Annotated in this window: 25 protein-coding genes; 2 read left to right on the top strand and 23 right to left on the bottom strand. The window is 34.2% G+C overall.

All coding sequences use genetic code 11. From position 1 onward, the window contains the following. Positions 1–98: 98 nt before the first annotated feature. The 21 genes from WKT11_RS18915 to WKT11_RS18815 form a co-directional block, all read right to left on the bottom strand. Entirely contained in the window at positions 99–1,355 is a 1,257-nt protein-coding gene (locus WKT11_RS18915) for an RNA-guided endonuclease InsQ/TnpB family protein (RefSeq protein ID WP_242986940.1), read from the bottom strand. An 18-nt stretch (positions 1,356–1,373) separates the two neighbouring features. Beyond that, positions 1,374–1,676, bottom strand: a complete 303-nt coding sequence (gene tnpA / locus WKT11_RS18910) for an IS200/IS605 family transposase (protein WP_117677567.1) — start codon at positions 1,674–1,676, stop codon at positions 1,374–1,376. A gap of 238 nt (positions 1,677–1,914) precedes the next feature. Further along, the gene (locus WKT11_RS18905) at positions 1,915–2,334 is read right to left on the bottom strand and encodes a twitching motility protein PilT (protein WP_117677566.1); all 420 of its coding nucleotides are present in this window, start codon (positions 2,332–2,334) and stop codon (positions 1,915–1,917) included. A 384-nt stretch (positions 2,335–2,718) separates the two neighbouring features. Continuing rightward, on the bottom strand, positions 2,719–3,924 hold the full coding sequence (locus WKT11_RS18900) for a tyrosine-type recombinase/integrase (protein ID WP_117677565.1): 1,206 nt from the start codon (positions 3,922–3,924) through the stop codon (positions 2,719–2,721). A gap of 107 nt (positions 3,925–4,031) precedes the next feature. Further along, positions 4,032–4,232: an excisionase gene (locus WKT11_RS18895; RefSeq protein WP_117677564.1), complete on the bottom strand. Its 201-nt coding sequence runs from the start codon at positions 4,230–4,232 to the stop codon at positions 4,032–4,034. 85 nt (positions 4,233–4,317) lie between these two features. Then, a complete protein-coding gene (locus WKT11_RS18890) occupies positions 4,318–4,623 on the bottom strand; it encodes a hypothetical protein (RefSeq protein ID WP_117677563.1) in 306 nt (101 codons plus the stop codon). 61 nt (positions 4,624–4,684) lie between these two features. After that, entirely contained in the window at positions 4,685–8,257 is a 3,573-nt protein-coding gene (locus WKT11_RS18885; protein ID WP_117677562.1) for a hypothetical protein, read from the bottom strand. Between the two features lie 90 nt (positions 8,258–8,347). Next, on the bottom strand, positions 8,348–8,770 hold the full coding sequence (locus WKT11_RS18880) for a hypothetical protein (protein WP_117677561.1): 423 nt from the start codon (positions 8,768–8,770) through the stop codon (positions 8,348–8,350). A 52-nt stretch (positions 8,771–8,822) separates the two neighbouring features. After that, positions 8,823–9,215 carry a cold-shock protein gene (locus WKT11_RS18875; protein WP_117677560.1) on the bottom strand — a complete coding sequence of 131 codons (393 nt, stop codon included), beginning with the start codon at positions 9,213–9,215 and terminating at the stop codon, positions 8,823–8,825. A gap of 77 nt (positions 9,216–9,292) precedes the next feature. Next, positions 9,293–9,613, bottom strand: a complete 321-nt coding sequence (locus WKT11_RS18870) for a hypothetical protein (RefSeq protein WP_117677559.1) — start codon at positions 9,611–9,613, stop codon at positions 9,293–9,295. Positions 9,614–9,683: 70 nt separating this feature from the next. Next, positions 9,684–10,334 carry a hypothetical protein gene (locus WKT11_RS18865; RefSeq protein ID WP_117677558.1) on the bottom strand — a complete coding sequence of 217 codons (651 nt, stop codon included), beginning with the start codon at positions 10,332–10,334 and terminating at the stop codon, positions 9,684–9,686. A gap of 65 nt (positions 10,335–10,399) precedes the next feature. Then, positions 10,400–10,711, bottom strand: coding sequence for a hypothetical protein (locus WKT11_RS18860; RefSeq protein ID WP_117677557.1), 312 nt, complete (start codon positions 10,709–10,711; stop codon positions 10,400–10,402). A gap of 19 nt (positions 10,712–10,730) precedes the next feature. Continuing rightward, positions 10,731–11,117: a cold shock domain-containing protein gene (locus tag WKT11_RS18855; RefSeq protein WP_181993320.1), complete on the bottom strand. Its 387-nt coding sequence runs from the start codon at positions 11,115–11,117 to the stop codon at positions 10,731–10,733. 28 nt (positions 11,118–11,145) lie between these two features. Beyond that, positions 11,146–11,448 carry a hypothetical protein gene (locus WKT11_RS18850; protein ID WP_117677555.1) on the bottom strand — a complete coding sequence of 101 codons (303 nt, stop codon included), beginning with the start codon at positions 11,446–11,448 and terminating at the stop codon, positions 11,146–11,148. A 73-nt stretch (positions 11,449–11,521) separates the two neighbouring features. Then, positions 11,522–12,223, bottom strand: coding sequence for a hypothetical protein (locus tag WKT11_RS18845; RefSeq protein ID WP_117677554.1), 702 nt, complete (start codon positions 12,221–12,223; stop codon positions 11,522–11,524). Between the two features lie 19 nt (positions 12,224–12,242). Then, positions 12,243–12,542 carry a hypothetical protein gene (locus tag WKT11_RS18840; protein ID WP_117677553.1) on the bottom strand — a complete coding sequence of 100 codons (300 nt, stop codon included), beginning with the start codon at positions 12,540–12,542 and terminating at the stop codon, positions 12,243–12,245. Between the two features lie 21 nt (positions 12,543–12,563). Beyond that, positions 12,564–12,851 carry a hypothetical protein gene (locus WKT11_RS18835; protein WP_117677552.1) on the bottom strand — a complete coding sequence of 96 codons (288 nt, stop codon included), beginning with the start codon at positions 12,849–12,851 and terminating at the stop codon, positions 12,564–12,566. A 92-nt stretch (positions 12,852–12,943) separates the two neighbouring features. Continuing rightward, positions 12,944–13,993 carry a hypothetical protein gene (locus tag WKT11_RS18830; protein ID WP_181977743.1) on the bottom strand — a complete coding sequence of 350 codons (1,050 nt, stop codon included), beginning with the start codon at positions 13,991–13,993 and terminating at the stop codon, positions 12,944–12,946. Continuing rightward, positions 13,986–14,240 (bottom strand): hypothetical protein, encoded by a 255-nt coding sequence (locus WKT11_RS18825; protein WP_117677550.1) that lies wholly within the window; start codon positions 14,238–14,240, stop codon positions 13,986–13,988. The genes WKT11_RS18830 and WKT11_RS18825 overlap by 8 nt, the downstream gene beginning before the upstream one ends. 159 nt (positions 14,241–14,399) lie before the next feature. Next, entirely contained in the window at positions 14,400–14,819 is a 420-nt protein-coding gene (locus WKT11_RS18820; protein WP_117677549.1) for a hypothetical protein, read from the bottom strand. Between the two features lie 44 nt (positions 14,820–14,863). Continuing rightward, positions 14,864–15,115 (bottom strand): hypothetical protein, encoded by a 252-nt coding sequence (locus WKT11_RS18815; RefSeq protein WP_117677548.1) that lies wholly within the window; start codon positions 15,113–15,115, stop codon positions 14,864–14,866. A 607-nt stretch (positions 15,116–15,722) separates the two neighbouring features. Here WKT11_RS18815 and WKT11_RS18810 point away from each other — a divergent pair. After that, positions 15,723–16,835, top strand: coding sequence for a helix-turn-helix domain-containing protein (locus tag WKT11_RS18810; RefSeq protein ID WP_117677547.1), 1,113 nt, complete (start codon positions 15,723–15,725; stop codon positions 16,833–16,835). A 78-nt stretch (positions 16,836–16,913) separates the two neighbouring features. On the opposite strand, the gene WKT11_RS18805 is transcribed toward WKT11_RS18810, so the two are convergent. Further along, complete coding sequence (locus tag WKT11_RS18805) at positions 16,914–17,198, bottom strand: DUF2442 domain-containing protein (RefSeq protein WP_117677546.1); 285 nt, start codon at positions 17,196–17,198, stop codon at positions 16,914–16,916. Positions 17,199–17,212: 14 nt separating this feature from the next. Next, positions 17,213–17,473 carry a DUF4160 domain-containing protein gene (locus WKT11_RS18800; RefSeq protein ID WP_117677545.1) on the bottom strand — a complete coding sequence of 87 codons (261 nt, stop codon included), beginning with the start codon at positions 17,471–17,473 and terminating at the stop codon, positions 17,213–17,215. Positions 17,474–17,916: 443 nt separating this feature from the next. On the opposite strand from WKT11_RS18800, the gene WKT11_RS18795 reads away from it, so the two are divergent. After that, entirely contained in the window at positions 17,917–18,120 is a 204-nt protein-coding gene (locus tag WKT11_RS18795; RefSeq protein ID WP_117677544.1) for a hypothetical protein, read from the top strand. Positions 18,121–18,577 lie beyond the last annotated feature (457 nt).

The following is an 18,577-nucleotide window of genomic DNA, read 5'->3' as shown; positions in this document are numbered from 1 at the left end:
TTACTCGGTAACTGAGTTGCCAGAGCATCTGAATCAAGGCGGGATACCGCCTTTTTTCAGGGTGCATCCATGACACCACTACTGTTTGCTCTTTAGAGCTATACAGCTACTTTTATTATTTTCGGTGTTTTCAGTCCGGTTACGGACAGTTCTCTTTTTACTCCGGATACGGAGTGATATTTTCTCAGGATATTATATGCGCCTACGGCATCTGCGTTATAGGTTCTGTTTCCATCTCTGTACAACCCTCTCTCTTTCCGTTTGGACGGCTCTGCATATCTTTTCCCCACTTTCGGTGACAGCGGACTGCACTGGCTGGTATAACTTTCTTCCTGTTTTATAAAACGGATCCCATATCTTTTCAGCTTATATTCCAGCATGATGTAGATCCTGTTATACGGCAGGCTGTGGAACTTCTGGTTTGTCCTGTGTCCCAGATCTTTTTCTCTCCGGATGTTCCGGATATCCCCTGTAACGACACAGGTGATTCCCTGTTCCCGGCAATATTCTGCAACATATCTTGTAATCTTGTGCAGATAGTCCGTTACTGAGTCTTGTTTTCTCTTATATAACTTCCTGATATGTTTTGATGTGACCGGATGCTTTACTCCCTTTCCGGACTGCTGTCCATACCACTGGGTCTGCACCCTTGCGATCTCTTTATGGAAATATCTTTCCAATTCAAGGTACTTCCTGCCCAGGATAAACGTCTTCCCATTTTCGGAATCATAACACGTCATAAGATTATGAAGCCCAAGATCAATAGCCAGTTCATGTCCGTTCTGTGGAAGTTCTTCCTGGTCAGGGACCTCATAAACAACAATAATTTTACAGTTTCCCTTCTCCGGCGGGTAGATCCGCAGCTGTTTGATCTGATCCATGCCCCTGAAAATCTTATTTTCAAGGTAAAGAAAGTTTTCATGGATCTGATACGTTTCTTCCATATATTTTTTTAATGCCTTTGGAAGGCACAGGCGGACTCTGCCCGTATCCCGCTCATGCACGATCCCCATCTGCATATAGGTAATGGGGATACTTTCCTGCTTAAACCGCGGCAGTCTGGGAGTCTCAATCCCTCCGGATCTTTTCAGGGCGTAAAAAGACTTCCATGCCTTGTCCAGCAGCTTACAGACTTCCTGGGCGGTCTGGGACGGGAGCTGTTTATACCACAGATTCTCTTTATGGGCTTTTTTCTGATAATACCAGTCCGGATACTGCTCAATCCCAGTTTCTTTGTAATGCTGACGCTCGTAATTACAGACATTCCAGAGCTTGGATGCTGCATAGCACATATGTCCGATGAGATTCGCATATTCCCGGCTGACCTTTATGGATGTTTTCTTTGACAGCAACATTTCCTCTCCTCCATAGTATCAGGAAGCTTTGCTCTGATGTTCGATATACCTGCGGATATTTTCTTCCGATACAGATCCGACTGTTTCCACATAATAGGAATGGTTCCACAGCTCCCCTTTCCAAAGCTGGTTTCTTATTTCCGGAAAACGTTCGGAAAGTTTCCTGCCGGAGATCCCCTTCAGGTATTTCACTGACCATACCATATGATAATTAATATTATGCACACAAGTACGGTAATGTATAAGATTTTCTTTCATACATATATAATACCATGATATCAAAAATTCCGCAATAAAATATCGAACATATTTTCTTTTTATAATGCTGGATACAGCTTTTTATAAGGAGAAACCGTTTTGTTATTTTTATTTATTATGAGCGCAGATATGCACAGTTTACGCTTTCATCTCGGTAATTGAATTGCCGAGGATTCCCGCTTATTATCCTAAAAAGGATATCTGCTAATTCTAAAATATGCTGGCAGATATCCTTTTATTTTCGTGCTATGTAGTTTTTAATATCAATTATAATAAAAAATATTTTCCTGTTTATCTGTTATTATAAAGCAACAATAACTTTATCATGGAATACTTCAGGAACTTCTTCTTTGTCTAAAGATACGCTGATCACAAAAGTAACGTTAAACTGTTTACCAATTTCATCTAACTGTTCCAGAGTACCTGTAATATCTTTTTCCTCCAATTTAGATACTTTAAGGAAACTGTCAAGATAAATCTGCTCAAGATCGTGATCCTGAGAAAGAATACCACAGATAAATCCAACAAATTCATCTGCATTTTTAATAGGAAATCCTGATACATCAATCAGACGTACCTTATTATTAAGCTCATACATATGTTTTGTGCTCTTGTCTAAGTAGACAATACTTCCATTTGCCTCTTTTACTGCACTATTTACCTTATCTAACAGTACTTTTGTTTTGCCTTTGCCTTTCTTTCCTACAATCAGTTCAACCATGCTGTTTTCCTCCTTAGACACATATAATATTAATTTTGACTAAAAATTTCAATTAATATGTTATATATTATAGTGCATATTATTCAAAAATACAAGGGGTATTTGATCTTTTTTGTGAATTTTTATTGATTTTTTGAAATTCACTTGATTTTACTGACCTTTTCGGCATCATACGTATCTTATGACATTTCACTTATGCATTTATATATTCATGTATCTTTTTATATCTTCGTATATTTTGGTGTACGATTGGTGTAAAATTGGTGTAGTAAAGGTATTTTTGACCGTTTCAGAATCAAATTGGTGTAAGCTTATTGTTACAAAACTGTTAATTTTGGTGTAAGCTAGTTATTTTTTATCTAAAAATGGTGTAAGCTTATTACATTATGAAATACGTCTATTGTTAAGCTTCTGAATCTCATTTGTTAATCGTTCATTTGTGACATGATTATACAATTCCATCGTCATTTTCATAGAAGCATGCCCCATGATATCCTGCAATGTTCGTGGATCTATACCAGCTTCTGCCATACGACTGCAACCCGTATGTCTCAGGAGATGTGGATGTATATGTGGTAATGGTTCTATTGTTCCACCAAACTTTTTGATATCAGAATTATAATCGTCTACAATACGATTCAGAATACGTCCAATAGTTTGTGTGATAAATGGTTTATTCTGCCTGTTAGAAAATACAAAATCCTTATATCCATCTACTTCGATCTCTGTTTTCTTATCCATCTCAATCTGATTTTTCATCTGTTCCATAAGCGCATCCCTTGCGGCATTTGATAATGGAACATTACGAACACCAGATTTAGATTTAGGAGTAAGTATTTGATATTGACAAGCATCTTTTCCTACATTGTTATATTGTAACTGGTGAGTGATATTTACAAAGCCATGTTCTAAATCTACATCATCCCATGTCAAACCACAAACCTCTCCAACTCTCAGAGCAGTTTCAAGCATAAATACAAACAATGGATAATAATATGCATACTTGCTATTTTTAATATATGTAAGAAAATTGTCCTGCTGCACCATTGTCAATACATCTTCTGGCTCTGTATCTTCTCCACGAATTTCTTTTCTACAATTAATACATGGATTGCTTCTTATTATATTATCCTCAACTGCCATTTTCATGCATGGAGATAATACACCTGCAACGATCGTATTAATAGATGGTTTTCCTAATCCCTTTTCAGACATTGATTTTAACAGAAGAATAACATCTGATTTAGTAATATCCTTTAATGTCATGTTCCCAAATCTGGTATTCTTAATATAGTTCTCCCAACTACGTTTATAATTACGCTTGGTAGATGGAGATATGCTTCCTTTTAACTCTAAATATTTCTCAAAATATTCATTAAAAGTTGTTGATCCTGCCTTATATCCAATACCATCATCAATATCTCTCTGGATAAGCTTTTCCTGTTCACGCAGTTCATTTAGGTTTTGCGCATATATCGTTTTTCTTGTACCATCAAGATCTGTGTAACGATACATATAACTGCCGTTGCTTCTCTCACTCTCCCCTTTCTTTAAAACTCTGCCTTTGCTATCTTTTCTTTTATTACTCATTTAAACATATGCTCCTTTCATTTTCTCGAAAGAGCATTACATCTATGCGTTTACCTTATCATACGCATTATGCTTTTTCAAGAATATTATTTTAAAATTGTTCTATATTAAATCACAGTAATCTTTTCAAGATACTGCTCAAATAGCTTTCGTTTGATAAGCTTCTTTTTACCAACATTCAGCACAAAATCATCTAATCCATTATTAATCCTGTCTCTCAATGTAGACTCCCCAATGCCAGAATACTCTGATGCTTCTTCTATTGTTAAATTCAATTTCATCCACCAAGGGATATTTTGCTTTTCCATTGAATCACCTTTCTCTATATATAAGAAAACAGGCTACAACCTATTAAGCTATAACCTGTTACCATTTATTGCATGCTATATAATTTTATCTTACAAGCCAACGAGCAATCTTGTATCGAAGCCCGCTGCCACCGTAAATTTTTTTGCATTCTTCTTTAATATCACGAATCTCTTTAATCAATGAAGCGTATTCATCTCTCATATTTTTCATATTTTCATTTAATTGTTGCCATTTGTTCAATTCAATAAGGCATTTCTTAGATATATATTTATCAAATGTCTTTTGTACTGCGTTAATAAAATCTTCATTGCGTTCCAATTTTTCGGATAATTCCTTATAAAATTGTTTTTCTTCTTCTTCACTTAACTGTTTATATTCTTCCATATTCATGTTTTATCACCTCTATCAAAAGAGGGACTTATACAAGCCCCTCATACATCAGTTTGCATATTTATATTATTTTGTTATATTTTGCTAAAGAGCTTTTACCCATAACTCTATCAATAGTCATAGCGCAAATCAGTTTTTCAAATTTCTTGCTCCTAGCCATTTCTTTAATGAAATCGTCAGTATTTTGAACATTTGGTAAGTTAAATGTAAGATTATCAAATTGATTTACAACACTACTTGAATTATCAACATTCTTCACACCAAACTTTTCGCCATCACTATAATCACTCAAGAATGAACCAGGATTCCCCATGAAGTCCCATAAGTTCTTAGTCATATCTGCGTTCAGCACAGACACATCTCTACTTAATGGAGTCAGAATACTACCATCATTTCTGACAATAGCTTCTTCACCATGTTCCTGTGTCCAAGCTAACTGGTCATTCGGAACTCTCATGATACCAGAAGCATAGCCTTTCAACTGACTGAGTTTTACCCATCCAAGTTCAGTGCCATCTGTAGCATCAATAGCATATGGATATTTAGAACCCTTATTGATTCGTGTAATCTTAACTTTCTTACCAAGATACATATTACCAGATGCACCAGTGCCATCAGATGCTTCATAATATCTACCAGAAGAGAAAGTAACTTTATCACCTGCTTCGGCTTTATTATTACCTGTCTTTTGTTTATTATCATTCTTATGAAGTTTATCGTATTCACCTTCGCTCCAAAGAAGTGCGCCATCCAAATGATGATCTTTACCATCACCAGTATTGGTGTTAGTATTCGTCTTATTATCATCTGTTTTTCCTGTATCAGTCTTATTATCAGTCTTTGTCTGAGTAGGTTGCTGTAACATCTGGTCTGCTTTAGCAATCCATTTTTCAGCCATAGCATTAATAGCATCAATCATGTCTTTCTGTCGATCATAGACATTTCCAATAGCAGTTGTGACACCTGTAAATCTGGTATCAAACTTGCCATCATATAGAGAAAGAGCCTGACTCTGACTTGTCCAGATAGTCTGCATCTCACCAGACAATGTATATCCAACCTTCTGAGATTCTGTCTGTAATGTCTGAGAAATATTAGATGAATTACTATTGATACTTGCAATAGCATCAGAAATCAATACGTCAACATTATCCATTCTGTCATCAAGAGCTTTCTTGTAGTCCTGCTTGAGTTCATCAAGAAGTTTCTTCTGGTCAGAAATGTATTTGTCATACTGTGTTTCTTCCATATCATCCTGTGCAGATTTCAAATCCTCTTTGAGTTTCTGCAACTTCGCTTTATTCTCTTCGGAATTATCACCTTGTAGAGAAGATAACTGTTTCTGTAGAGAAGCAATCTTTTCTGACTGTTCACCAATTTTCTTTCTGTACTCATAAAGATCTTTTGATGAATCAAGTAAATCAAGATACTTGTCAATCAAATCATCCAGAGCGTCCAACTGTTTATCAATGCCATCCTGAATCAAATCTTTGATAGAATCTTTTTCATTCTCAGCAGATAAGATAGCTTGTTGCTGTGCATCAATCAGTTCATTCTTACGGTCAATGAGTTTCTGATTGTTAGGATCATTCGCAAGTTCCTCGCTGATTTTCAGCATTTCTTGCTTATATTTATCTGCTTGTGCCATATAAGTATTATAGTTGACACCATGCAATCCCATAGTAGCAAGACCTTGTTCTGTCATATTGCCATCTTTGTCATACATATCCTTATGGCTCATAAGGTCAATAAGGAAATCTGACTCACTGGTAATACGACCGATAGCATCCTGTAACTGGTCAAACTGTTCCCATTTAAGATCACGAATAGATGCTTGGAACTCAACCACTTTGTTTTGTGCTTCTTTCAAGCTAATCGCAACCTGGTCAATCTCATTCTGCATCTCATAGTATTCTTCCGTACCTTCTTTGATTCCGCTATTTGGATCTGCTACTAAATTCGCAAAGTTACGTTTCATTGCGATATACTTCTGAGACAGATTGTCAACAATTTTCTGTTGCTGTCCCATCTCTGCTTCGTAGAATTTCGTACTCAAATTGTAACCCTGTGTCTGCATCCTATCCATGTATGCTTCATACATAGAGTTCCTGTTTTCCCATTGAGAAGTAAAGGAATCATAATAGTTTGCAATATTCTCAAGTTTCTTCTTTGCATTTTCTACGATAGACTGTGCATATTCTGCCTGAGATTGTGCCGCTTCGCTTGTTGCTTTATCCAAAGCTTTCTGTTCAATCCGAAGTTTCGTGCTTAAATCAGCAGATTTCTTGACTTTTTCATTATAGTCCTGAATCCATTTCAGCACTTTTGAATCAGTGATACCTTTTGTGCTTACTGTTTTACCTGCCTTTAATGCCTTTTGCTGAGTTTTATTCAACTTAGACATGACAGCTTTATTATTCAGAAGTTTCTTCTGTGATTTTGTTTTATTAGCATTAGCAGTATCGGAGTTGCTTTTTGCTTTCATGTAGCTATCACGAGTCTCTTTTAAAGCTTTCTGACGCTGTTTATTCTGTTCCTTGAGATTCTTGGTTTCCTGTGTAAGAAGCATATTCTGGTATACATATGATTTCTTACCTTTTGTTGTCGCAAGAATCTGTTGTTCCTTAGTAGAACCTGCATATAACTTCTCTTTATTCTTCTGAGCCTTAGTCAGATCATCAAGAGCTTTTTCGTCTGCTTTCTTAGCATTATCATATACTTTTTGTGCAGAAGCTTTCTCTTTTGCATCAGCGTTATATGTCTGTGCCGTAGACTTCAATATATTTGACATTCCAGAAGTCTTAACAGCTTTACCTGCCTTAACCTTGGAAGCAATAGTATTACCTTGTTTCAAAGAACTGTTATATGATTTCGCATATTTCAGTGCAGAACCTTTCAATCCCTTTGTATTTACTGCTTTACCTTCACGAATTGCCTGTGCAATTGTATTGTAAGTAGCCTTATCTGTACTAGACTTTGCGGCACTTTTCAGTTTCTTGCCTATGGATTTTGTCTGTTTCTCACTTGCCTTGATAAGTGTATTACCTGTAGACTCTGCATCAGCCGTAGCAGATTTTAAAGTCTTACTTGCTTTTGCACGAGTTTTCTTAGTTGCGTTTCTGGCAGTTTTAGCCTTATCAACTCTATTCTGTGCATTGCCAAGACCAGGATTATCAACCTTAATCTGATTCTGCATTGCTGCGATTGCAGAATCACCAAGAGAAATCGTATCAGAAACGGAACTTAAAGACTCCATCTTGGTCTTTAATCTGTCAATCTTTTTCTCTGCCTTTTCCGTAGGCATATTTACGATTGTTTCATATAATTCCAGAAGTTTGTTGTTTAGCTCCTGTACTGTGTCTTTACAATCTTGCGCTGAGTTATAATAGGTCTGGAAGTTCTTTACATCTTTGGCGAGTTGCTTACCTGTATCTGTAGATGTATCAATATCCTCTACGGATAATGTACCATTGATTACTTTATTCTTATAGTCATCACTAATTCCAATAGAATTAGCTTTGTTCATATAAGCAGTATATCCCTGTTCATTCGCCTTGATTTGTTTTTCTACTGCTTTGACCTGTCTTTTGAGAAGCACAGTTTTGAAAGCAGAAGATATATAGTCCGTATCCATAATTTTTCCTCTATCATTGTTAAATCGGTAGAACTAAGGAAGTACCTTGCAATGTTCTTTACCAGTTCACAAACTGACCTATATTAATAGTTATTCTTCAATAATCTTGAATGTATCTTTCTCAATTTCTACCATTACACCACAATGTTTCAATACTAAAGCATTCTTCTCCACGCCTAACTCTTCTTCCATGCACTGTAAAGATTTCTGTAACACCTGTCCACATTCCTCTAATGGATTACTGCTCATATCTAATGTACTGAAATAAATATCTTTCTCTGTCTGTCCAATCTTCAGTGTAAACAGCACATCACCATCCTGTTTAAATACTAAGATTCCACCTACATCAAATTTCTGCTCTGAAAGCATATCACCGGTTGCCTGTTTGATATCCTCAGTGCAAAATACCTGTTTACCACCACAATCACACATCGGTGCTTTTAAAAAGTTGATAGTGCTATCCAGTCCAAGTGTTCCAAATGTTACGTTATTAAGTTCTCTGTTCATCATCATAATTTTTTCTCCTTTTCTTATCTGTTCTATATCATTCTCTGTTACTTAGTCCCTATGAAATTAACTCAGCATACTTGGCAAGTTCGTTAAAATACATTCCCTGTTCCGGGGACTGAATGAAATTATTCTCATCCACAACATGATAGACCTCAACACCGTAAGCATTTTGAAGTGTCTTTACATACAGTCCTTCTTTCTCCAAAGCTTTTCGGATCATGCCTAATGTGAGTACAGGTGTTACATTTGTTGCAAGTAATCCTTTTTCATTTTCTCCTGGTTCAAATTCAACTGTATCATTCTTATCAAGATACTTCTTCCCTTTTGGTAGGTTGATACTGGAATAATGCATAAAGTAATCTGTATCATCCGCTGTAATAAATCCGTATCCTTTTTCTCCGTCAAACCATTTAACTGTTCCTGTTAATACATTCTTCTCTTCTGACATTTTCAATTTTTCCTTTCTCTCTATATATAATCAGTACGGGAATCGAACCCGTGTTACCTATTAGTTCTCTATTTCATTTAATAATCTGTATATAGCAGCATCTCCTTAATCTCTTGTGGTGTAACACCATCAGTAATGTCAAGTTGCATTAAAACATAAATATCCCTTGCACACATCCGTCCAATGTCCAACAATACGTGTCCTACAGCAACCTCATATTTAATATCAATCATCTCTGCAAAACATCCTGACTCACAAAGGAACTCTAATTCTTCTACAAATTGATCTGGTGGGTAGTTTCTTACCATATCAACTGAATAAATCTTGCCACCGATAACGGATAACTTCTTATTATTAATAGCATCCAATAATTTCTCAGGTGTTGTATTTCTCTTCATGTTTTTTTGCTCCTATATTTTGAGTGGTACATTGCACCAGATAATACCGATGCAATGTACTATATATTAGTTAATTCTCTGTTACATGGTCAAATAAGGCTATTACATAACTTTTATTTCGTACTCCACCTAATTCTTCCGCAAGAATTGATTTTTCACTCTTAGTGAGATCAGTCCACTTGTTGGCAATAATCTCAATTGCAGCCTCATATGTGGTATCTTTCAAACTGTCTCCGAAAATATTTGTCACATATGTATTCGGATTTTCACCTTTGCTTAAAGCATCCAAATTCTCTGCTACAGCATTTACTACATGTTTAGATATATCTTGACTTGCACGTGTTTCTTCGGAAATGATTTCTATTGTCTTTTCTTTGGTTAAATCTCTTGCATTGTTTCCTGTATCAATGCCAAGATTAAAATATTCCGAAGCAATTCTATGTAAATATTCATAGCATGCTTCAATAATTCTAGCTCTATGCTCTGGTTCAATAAGGTCTAAGCCTTTTGGATTGATACATATAAACATATTTTCATTGTCAAATCTGACACTTACATGATTTATCACTTCGATAAAATCTTTCTCAGAAATCATATTCTGAATCTTTTTATGATTTCTGTAATATGTATCAGATGAAGCTTTAAATTTCTCAGTAATACATTTTTCGATTTCCTGATTATCAATGATTAGTCCAATACCTGCTACGATTTTTTCTGACATAATTTCTAATCTCCTTTTTACTCAATATATCTTTATGCTACTTATTTCTCTGTCACAATTTCTGATTAGTTCTTTGCAAAATATTCAGATACCGTCTCTTCAAAAAATTCATTGCATAAGTCATCAAATTTCTTTTTATCGTCACCAGAAACAGCATCCTCATCGTTTGGATTTACTGATACATTCAGGTTCCCATTTCTAAAACTCACATTGACATTTTTAATAACATTGGCAAAATCTTTTTTGGAAATCATGCTCTGAAGCTTTTTATTACCGTTATAGTATTTACCACATGAGCCATTAAGCTTCTTAGCAATATCTTTCTCAAGTTTTTTACCTGTTTCTTTCATAATTCCACTCATAATACTTTTTGACATAATTCTAGTTCTCCTTTTCTTATTCTCTTACAATTTCAAATCCTGCATATTCTGCAACTTCTTCAAGTGACATACCTTTATCAGATGTTTGAATAGCATTGTTATCATCCAGCACAAGCCAACGTCTATTGCCGTATTCATCTTTCATTGATTTCAGATGAAGATGCTCTTTACCTAATGCCTTGCGCATCATATTTAATGTAAGAATCGGCTTAATATTATAGGCACACACTGATCCTTTATCATTTGGCTCACTTACTTTGAACTCTACGTTGTCATCAGCATTTGGTTTACCGCCGTAGTTCTTATTCAGACCGCTGATATGAAAGAAATACTCCTTCCCATCACTTGTACCAATGAATCCGTAGCATTTTTGCTGATTGTAATATTTAACAGTTCCGTACACTTTATTAATTCTCTCCTTTTCTTATAAATCAGACTTCTCTATTTTTAAATGCTTCAAGACTTCTATCTGCATCATCAATAATTTTCTGGAATTTTGCTTTTTCTGCATCAATTAATTTCTTCTGCCGATCAGTAACTTTGGTTATGATTTTATTTCTATTGCAACGCATTTTAATTGGCATTGAACATCCATCCAATTCTTCTTTTGTATGATGTCCGTTGATAATAGTCACCATATCTCCATCAATAGCAATAACTGTTACCTCTCGTGGAATACCACCTTCACCCTTGAATAATTTGTAATAATGACCGTATACTCTTAATTCTTCCATATCTATTATCCTTTCTCTCAGTGGACAGGTGCAATCCCATCCACTGATATTGATATATATTTCTCTGTGTGTCTTAAAGTTCCACTACATATTTACGTGATGGAATCTCAATCTCTTTATCCAGTTTGATTGACTGATTCACAATCATTCTGAGGACTTTGCAAACATACTCTTCGTCACCTCTGATTTCAGAAGGCTTTATCAGTATCAGATATGGATCAAGTTCATTGGCATGTTTTACAAGAAAATCAGCATACATATCATCAATCTGTTCTGCCTTTGGTAATGTCTGAAATTCAAGCCCTGTGTTAATTATGGAAGGAAGTTCAACTTCTTTTCTGTTTGCTTTATGACAATCGTCAATATAATCCTGTAATGATTTATTGAGACCATCGGCACACGCACCCATAAAGAAATTACAAGTATTTGCCATATGGTACACTGTATCTCTGACATAGACTCTATCTTCCATCGGAATCAGGTCAAATTTCAATGATGTCAAAGTGTCCAGATACTCCATTCCCAGTGTAATAAGCACTTTGGAATATAGATTCTTGACTAATGTACTTCCCATCCATTTGGTATAAACTTCGTTGAATAATTCCATAACTTCTGGATCTGCGTTAGGATCTTTCAGATTCTCATCCTGTTTTAATTCATTGATTGGAATATCCCACTTTCCCATATCAACAAAATTGTGCTTGCTGTTGGTGTTTCTTCCTATATTATTGTTTCTCTGCTCTTTCGCTGCTTTTCTTCTCTCTGCTCTGTTCATGTTCTGAATCCTCCCTGTATTAACGTCTGAGTACGCTAAAATTGATATTGTATACTTTCATGCGAATGGAATAACAGGTATCTCTCTCGCTGAGTTTATCAATGCGTTCAATGCTGTCCGTTTTGAGCGTGAGTGATGCCTTGTCCTTAGATGCGAAAGTAATCTCTTTCTTGTTTTCGTCATAGTGAACTTCTGCAAAAGGAATCGCTACTCCCATTATTTTTTCACATACTTCATATGAATTGATAGCAATCATTACTTTTGCATCTCCAACCCACTCCATAAACTGTTCTACTGTTGCTGAATCTTTGGTCATCATGTCTCTCGTCCTCCGTATAAATTATTTAATTTCTGGTGTCTTTGTTACATTGAATGCCAGTCCATCATCTAAAGTAATAACGTAGCTTTCCTCATTCATAGAGGAAATATTATAAATATTGTCAGTTTCAAATATCAAACTTGCATTGCACCCGTAATAAAATACAAGTTCTTTATTTTTATCATCATGAGACACTGTTGCATTACTCAATTCCATCGCTGCTCTGCTATATACACTTGGTTCCACATCTACGTGTGAATTACCAATCTGTTTCATAAATTCCTCGACTGTGATATAAAGATTTCCCATTACTATATCCTCCTGTGTTCTTACTTGTTGTTTTGTTATAGGTTACTTGTATATTCCCTATCTGTTACTTGTTCATAGTTGTTCGTAACTTCTCAATCTAACCCTTCCAATAATTCCAGACTTGTACGTTTACGCTTGCTTACTGACTTATTATCTGGAACAACTGGACTTTCAATCTCTTCTAAATCATCAAGTAGAGTTAAAGATTGTCTACGATTGAGCCTAGCACGTTGTTCATCTGAAGCATCTTTACCAAGTTTCTTAATATATTCAACTGGAAAAGATAATCCTGATGCACAGGCTATATTGACCGCTCCATTAGATCCTGTAAAAATGTTTTCTGGAACACCAATAGCTTTTTCAATTTCATGCTCGTCAATCTTGTTTTTGCCTTGATTGATGATTCCAAGGTTTCCAACAATACCATCTGCATTGATAGGAAGAAAAATATTTTTAACTGTTAATGCTTTTACCATGTCAGAAGTAGTTACTTTATTATTCTCTGAATTTTTATCAGATAACATAGCAATCACAAATGCACCGTTATCTTTCAGCATCTTCATCTTTTCAGAATCATCAAAGTTTGATCCACTGGAATAGGAAGTATCACTTAAAAATGCATCCAACATATTTACCAGAATCGTATTAATCTTTTTCAAATCTGAATAAGATTCGTTATTTACAAAGATGATGGCACCCAGTTCTTCAATCTGCATAAGTTCTTTTGCAACGTTGTACGCATTCAGTCTTTTCTGGATTGACTCATCTTGTCTTGGCATAAGAATTACTGGAACAACAATCTTATCTGGATTTTGTACCAGAATTTCAGATACAAATGGAATACATCCTGATCCTGTTGAACCACCGGCAGAAGCAATCACAATAATGATTTTCTTCTCTATTTCTTTAAGTTTCTTCAATATATGCTTATTACCCTTTAATGCTCCATAGGCAAGTTCTCTATTTCCTGCAAGACCGTCATATCCTTCAAGCCTCATGCTATTTTTTGCATTGGGAATACTTTTAATATCCTGTTCTGATCCGTTTACCGAATATGTAAGATAATTTCTCTCCTGGAACTCATAAGTTACAGTCATACCGCCAAAACCTAAACCAATAACTGCCGTTGAATCTTTAAGCATGTTCGTTCTCCTCTTCATTCTTTATTAGCTTCAAGCCTTTTTCTGTGATGTAATATGTGTATGCTTGCCAATCTCCACATCCACGCTCTACATATCCTTGCTCCCATAATGTTTTAAGTTTGCGAGAAGTTGTTGATCTGCATGATTTTGACATTCCCATAATCTCCTGTAATGTCATGCTATGAAAATGACTGGTACAGTTTTTCTTTTTCAAAATCTTTAGCAATACATAATCTAATCTGTTCATTTGATAAATCACCTCCCGTATTTATCACTTCTCTGTTTATTAGTTACTCCATAGTGTGCTATAGGATGGTAATACAATCTACTAATGTCCTACAGCTACTCACTCAAAGGTAAAAATTTTTGATTCCATTTTATAACTCAAAACGGAATCAAGTTTTACTTATTGATATCTCTTATGCCATCCTCTCGAAGTATAGATTTGTTCTTCATCTTCTTTCTTTTTATATCTGTCGATTTTTTCTCGATACTTTTCAATATACGGTATTATGTCACCTGCATATCCAGATCCAAACTCAAATTTACAATCATAATAAGTTTCATAACTGTTTGTGTCTGAATCCCATTCCTCAGTTGCAGTTTCTATAAAAGGACAACCTTTACATTCAAAATTATGTTCTTTGCATACAATGTGATAAAGTGCATACCAGTCCTCAGTAATATCAATTTTCTGCAACAGGTCTAATTGATTCTTTGTACTTGCCTGTTCTACATCTTTAGAGATGATTTCTAACTGGCGCTGCATTTCTACCAATGCCACTTTAGATTTTGACAATGGTCTATCTTCCCATGTCTTATTCATATAATTTTTCCTCATAATTAAGATGAAATCCAAGTTTCAAATTATCACTGTTTTTTGTTCTTTTTTGCCGCCTTTTTACGTTTTTTCTCAAAACTCTCCCATGCTCTACGGTTTGCCTGTGCAGCTTTAGCCGTATTAAACATATACTGTATAGAACGTACAAATATAGATTCACCTGCTTTTACACGTACTTTCCCCTTGGGTAATACTTCAAGAATCTTTACTGTAGTTACACCATTCCATGAAGGAGTATAGTAGTTCTGCTTCTCGAAAACGATTTTCTCAGCGTTAATCATAGTGTGATCCTCCTGTTATTCTGTTATCATAGTACATTTAGGTACAGGAAATAAACTGATCTGCAAATGTACAAAAGTACATAGCTTACCTGTCATATCTCGCTGCTCTTAAATTTTTTATTGGGAAATAAATTGTGCAGACTTGCACAAAAATGAAATTCATGTTATACTTTGTCTTGTCTAAGGAAAAAAGTATGGACTCCATTTGTGTTGTCTATACAAATTACATATTGGATTGAGTCGTAGGAAGCTCTTTCCAAATTAAAGGGAAGTTTCAGCGTTGTAGGAGATGCTATTGCTTTCCTTTTTTATTTGCCGTAACATCATTATATACCAGAACATTTGTTCGTGTCAATATAAAATGTTACAAATTTGATTAAGTTCCGTTTACCTGTTCCAATGTGTCTGTTATCCCATCAACAGAGCAGTTATGTTACTCTGTACTGCTCTTGTTGATAAGTTGATTATACTACATGTATAATAATTTGTCAATTATTTTATAATAATTATTATTTTATAATTATATCCAAATCAAATAATTATCAAATTGTTTTTTACTGTATTTATGTTATAATAATAATTAATATAACTTCGGAGGTGAATCATCTTGTCAATAAAAAGTATCTCTCTACACCAAAAAGTATCTCTTACTCCTTTATTAAAAAATACTATAAAAACTTTACGAAAAGAACGCAATAAACGTGGCGATATAATTTCAAAACAATTAGGAAAAGGTGCTTCATATATTTCTCAAATAGAAAATAATAAAATTAAAGAAATAGAATTTGATACCGTAATGAAAATATTCCAAACTATTTTAGATATGTCTGGTACTCCATATATAAATTATATGTGCAATCGCATTAAAGCAATTATTGCAGAAACATCCCAAAAACAGTTAGTTCAGGAAAACTGGATTCATATTTTTTTAGCTCAAGAATTATCATACGATATAGATGTATGGGTTGTATCATTTATAGATAACAAACTAGAAGAGTTGCAGATTTCTCCCGAAGAATTAGTGAAAAAAATAAACAAAAATTCTATTCTTCAACAATTTTCTGACAAAGGCAATATTCTTATACCTAACAAGGCTTACGTTTATGTTGCCCATATAGATTATTATTCAGAAAATGAATATGATTTTAATATATCTGTTAAATATATGTTACCCTATGATTATTTAAGTAATATTTTAACTAGAAAAATTACTACAATAAATTATATAAATATGTATGCTATTTTTGAAAATTTATTTTTAGAAGAGTCTAATCATATAATTACATCAGACATATATGAAAAAACAAAAAAAATTATGTATGATAATGGATTTTATAATACCTATGATTTCTATAATAATATTCATCATCATAAATCAAGAATAGATAATGCCCTATATGATGACGAATATAATAATGAAAATACCAATTCTTTTACTTTTTATGATAACTTAATTGTTGATTATGAGAAAAAATATAATTCCGAAAAGGATAAACTTTTCAAAAAACTCGATTTTTCATTACTCCAATATTATGAAAACAATTCAGCATATTCTTGTGAAGTAATCGATAAAATGCTACATAATTTAGTAGAAGATCCTGGACTAATGATGGCTATATTATCAGCGCCATTATACGATTTACCCAATTATAATAGGCGCAAATTTTTTAAAGAATTCTCATTATTGCTAGAAAAATATAGCAATTCTTCTGATTATTAAATCTTAATTTTGAAAAGCCCCCAGGATTAACTCCCGAGGGCTTTCATACTGTCTCATATTAAATTGTGATCACATTATTCAAGCAATCAGATTATTAATTGATTCTAACTCATATACAGTAAACGGATCAATGTCAATACAACTGGATTCATCTCTGTTACCAGAAAGATCCCATGCAAGAGTACCATTCATAACGGTACAAGATTCTTTAAATGCATTGATATCTCTTAATGGCTTAAATATTTCTGCTTTCAAATCTTTTGTAGCATCATAATCTACAATTTTGCCATCATCAAAAAATACCTGCACATGAAAGTTATCCAATGGTATCACCTGTACTACTGTTGGAAAATATTCATTCATATGATTTCCCCCCTTTAGATAAGCGGATTAATTCTATTTAATGGCTTCATACCTTTTGCAAGTTCCCAGTTTTGCATCAGTTCATCCTGATGGATAGTACACCAAGCCAATATAAGTCTAAGTTGTTTATTTGGTAATGAGCCACGAATCACTTGAATGTTATTAATATCTACTAATGCTTTTTGTCCATTATATTCTGCATGGAAATGTGGTGGCATATGATCATTATAATACATGGTAACACGTATTCCGTAAAACAATGATATTTCTGGCACTACTCTCACTCCTGTTCATTTTTGTAAATTTCAGTTTCTTATGCTTGTATTATAATATAGATTATGTCTGTTCAGCAACCTGTTTTTTGATTCTGACAAAACGAATATAAATATCAGTGTAGCAGCAGTCATCTTATACTCGTTTCTTCACAATATATTAATGAAATAACCATCAAATTTCAACGCAAATGCTTTAAGGGTAAAGTTGTTAGGGTGCATGGTTTTCGTTGGAAATTTAAGGCTATATATAAGGATTCTCAGCATAGAATTGATTCTGTGAGGGATTGAATCTATAACTAAATCTAGCTCATATATATTTCTTTATCATAAAGCAAAGGTATCAGAAATATTTTTTATTGTTTTTTAATATAATTATTCTTGACTTTTTATTTATATGATCTATAATATATAGCACAATATTTTCGTTTAGGAGGTCATATCATATGTCAAGATTATCTGCCAAAATGCCTGATGGACGCACAATTTACGGCGCTGCTGCTCAACAACATATCATAAAGGAAGATGGTGGTTGGGATGAACATCATCGTAAATTTGCAGAACGTGTTGCTGACATTGCAATGCGAGAACTTGAAAAAGAAAACCGCGCAAGAAATTTTACTGTAATTGATGGTAAAAAAGTCGGATAAATTTCTTTTAAGACTGTCGTGTTAAACTCTCTTACTAACCGGCAGTCTTTTTAAATTTGTTCACAGAATGACTACCTTAGTATTTTTATGAACTGATAAGCGTTTCCTTTTTGGAAAACGGTTTCAGAATTATAACTAATTTGATTTTCTGAAAGTGATATGATAGCGTTCCCAGATTTGGGAATGGTTATATATACTAATTCTCTTTCTTTCCAGTTAATTGATACACTTGCTACATCTGATAAAATTTTTCTGACGGTTGGATTTCTTTGTTTATTATCATCCTGTGATGATTTCTTCACACCTTGATTTTAAGCAATCGGGTTTCTCCAAATGGAGAAAAGCGATTTCCACTAGCAAGTCTTTGATTCTTTTTTGCTATTTCCTCCATTTGGAGAAGATACCACTTTATGTTGATTTCCTTGAAATTTCTTGTTTTGTCATTTTTTTACTCCTT

Source organism: Blautia sp. HCN-1074, from assembly GCF_037890165.1.
Lineage (GTDB): Bacteria > Bacillota > Clostridia > Lachnospirales > Lachnospiraceae > Blautia_A.
Note: the sequence above shows the minus strand (reverse complement) of the source record. Positions and strands in the feature narration are given on the sequence as shown.

What these genes read in the sequence shown, in the direction of transcription:
- WKT11_RS18890 (WP_117677563.1), bottom strand. Translation starts at nt 4,623, where the DNA reads ATGAATATGGAAGAATATAAACAGTTAAGTGAAGAAGAAGAAAAACAA.
- WKT11_RS18860 (WP_117677557.1), bottom strand. Translation starts at nt 10,711, where the DNA reads ATGTCAAAAAGTATTATGAGTGGAATTATGAAAGAAACAGGTAAAAAA.
- WKT11_RS18900 (WP_117677565.1), bottom strand. Translation starts at nt 3,924, where the DNA reads ATGAGTAATAAAAGAAAAGATAGCAAAGGCAGAGTTTTAAAGAAAGGG.
- WKT11_RS18825 (WP_117677550.1), bottom strand. Translation starts at nt 14,240, where the DNA reads ATGAACAGATTAGATTATGTATTGCTAAAGATTTTGAAAAAGAAAAAC.
- WKT11_RS18875 (WP_117677560.1), bottom strand. Translation starts at nt 9,215, where the DNA reads ATGTCAGAAGAGAAGAATGTATTAACAGGAACAGTTAAATGGTTTGAC.
- WKT11_RS18870 (WP_117677559.1), bottom strand. Translation starts at nt 9,613, where the DNA reads ATGAAGAGAAATACAACACCTGAGAAATTATTGGATGCTATTAATAAT.
- WKT11_RS18880 (WP_117677561.1), bottom strand. Translation starts at nt 8,770, where the DNA reads ATGATGATGAACAGAGAACTTAATAACGTAACATTTGGAACACTTGGA.
- WKT11_RS18815 (WP_117677548.1), bottom strand. Translation starts at nt 15,115, where the DNA reads ATGATTAACGCTGAGAAAATCGTTTTCGAGAAGCAGAACTACTATACT.
- WKT11_RS18830 (WP_181977743.1), bottom strand. Translation starts at nt 13,993, where the DNA reads ATGCTTAAAGATTCAACGGCAGTTATTGGTTTAGGTTTTGGCGGTATG.
- WKT11_RS18840 (WP_117677553.1), bottom strand. Translation starts at nt 12,542, where the DNA reads ATGATGACCAAAGATTCAGCAACAGTAGAACAGTTTATGGAGTGGGTT.
- WKT11_RS18845 (WP_117677554.1), bottom strand. Translation starts at nt 12,223, where the DNA reads ATGAACAGAGCAGAGAGAAGAAAAGCAGCGAAAGAGCAGAGAAACAAT.
- WKT11_RS18805 (WP_117677546.1), bottom strand. Translation starts at nt 17,198, where the DNA reads ATGAATGAATATTTTCCAACAGTAGTACAGGTGATACCATTGGATAAC.
- WKT11_RS18820 (WP_117677549.1), bottom strand. Translation starts at nt 14,819, where the DNA reads ATGAATAAGACATGGGAAGATAGACCATTGTCAAAATCTAAAGTGGCA.
- WKT11_RS18905 (WP_117677566.1), bottom strand. Translation starts at nt 2,334, where the DNA reads ATGGTTGAACTGATTGTAGGAAAGAAAGGCAAAGGCAAAACAAAAGTA.
- WKT11_RS18915 (WP_242986940.1), bottom strand. Translation starts at nt 1,355, where the DNA reads ATGTTGCTGTCAAAGAAAACATCCATAAAGGTCAGCCGGGAATATGCG.
- WKT11_RS18795 (WP_117677544.1), top strand. Translation starts at nt 17,917, where the DNA reads ATGTCAAGATTATCTGCCAAAATGCCTGATGGACGCACAATTTACGGC.
- WKT11_RS18850 (WP_117677555.1), bottom strand. Translation starts at nt 11,448, where the DNA reads ATGGAAGAATTAAGAGTATACGGTCATTATTACAAATTATTCAAGGGT.
- WKT11_RS18835 (WP_117677552.1), bottom strand. Translation starts at nt 12,851, where the DNA reads ATGGGAAATCTTTATATCACAGTCGAGGAATTTATGAAACAGATTGGT.
- WKT11_RS18895 (WP_117677564.1), bottom strand. Translation starts at nt 4,232, where the DNA reads ATGGAAAAGCAAAATATCCCTTGGTGGATGAAATTGAATTTAACAATA.
- WKT11_RS18885 (WP_117677562.1), bottom strand. Translation starts at nt 8,257, where the DNA reads ATGGATACGGACTATATATCTTCTGCTTTCAAAACTGTGCTTCTCAAA.
- WKT11_RS18865 (WP_117677558.1), bottom strand. Translation starts at nt 10,334, where the DNA reads ATGTCAGAAAAAATCGTAGCAGGTATTGGACTAATCATTGATAATCAG.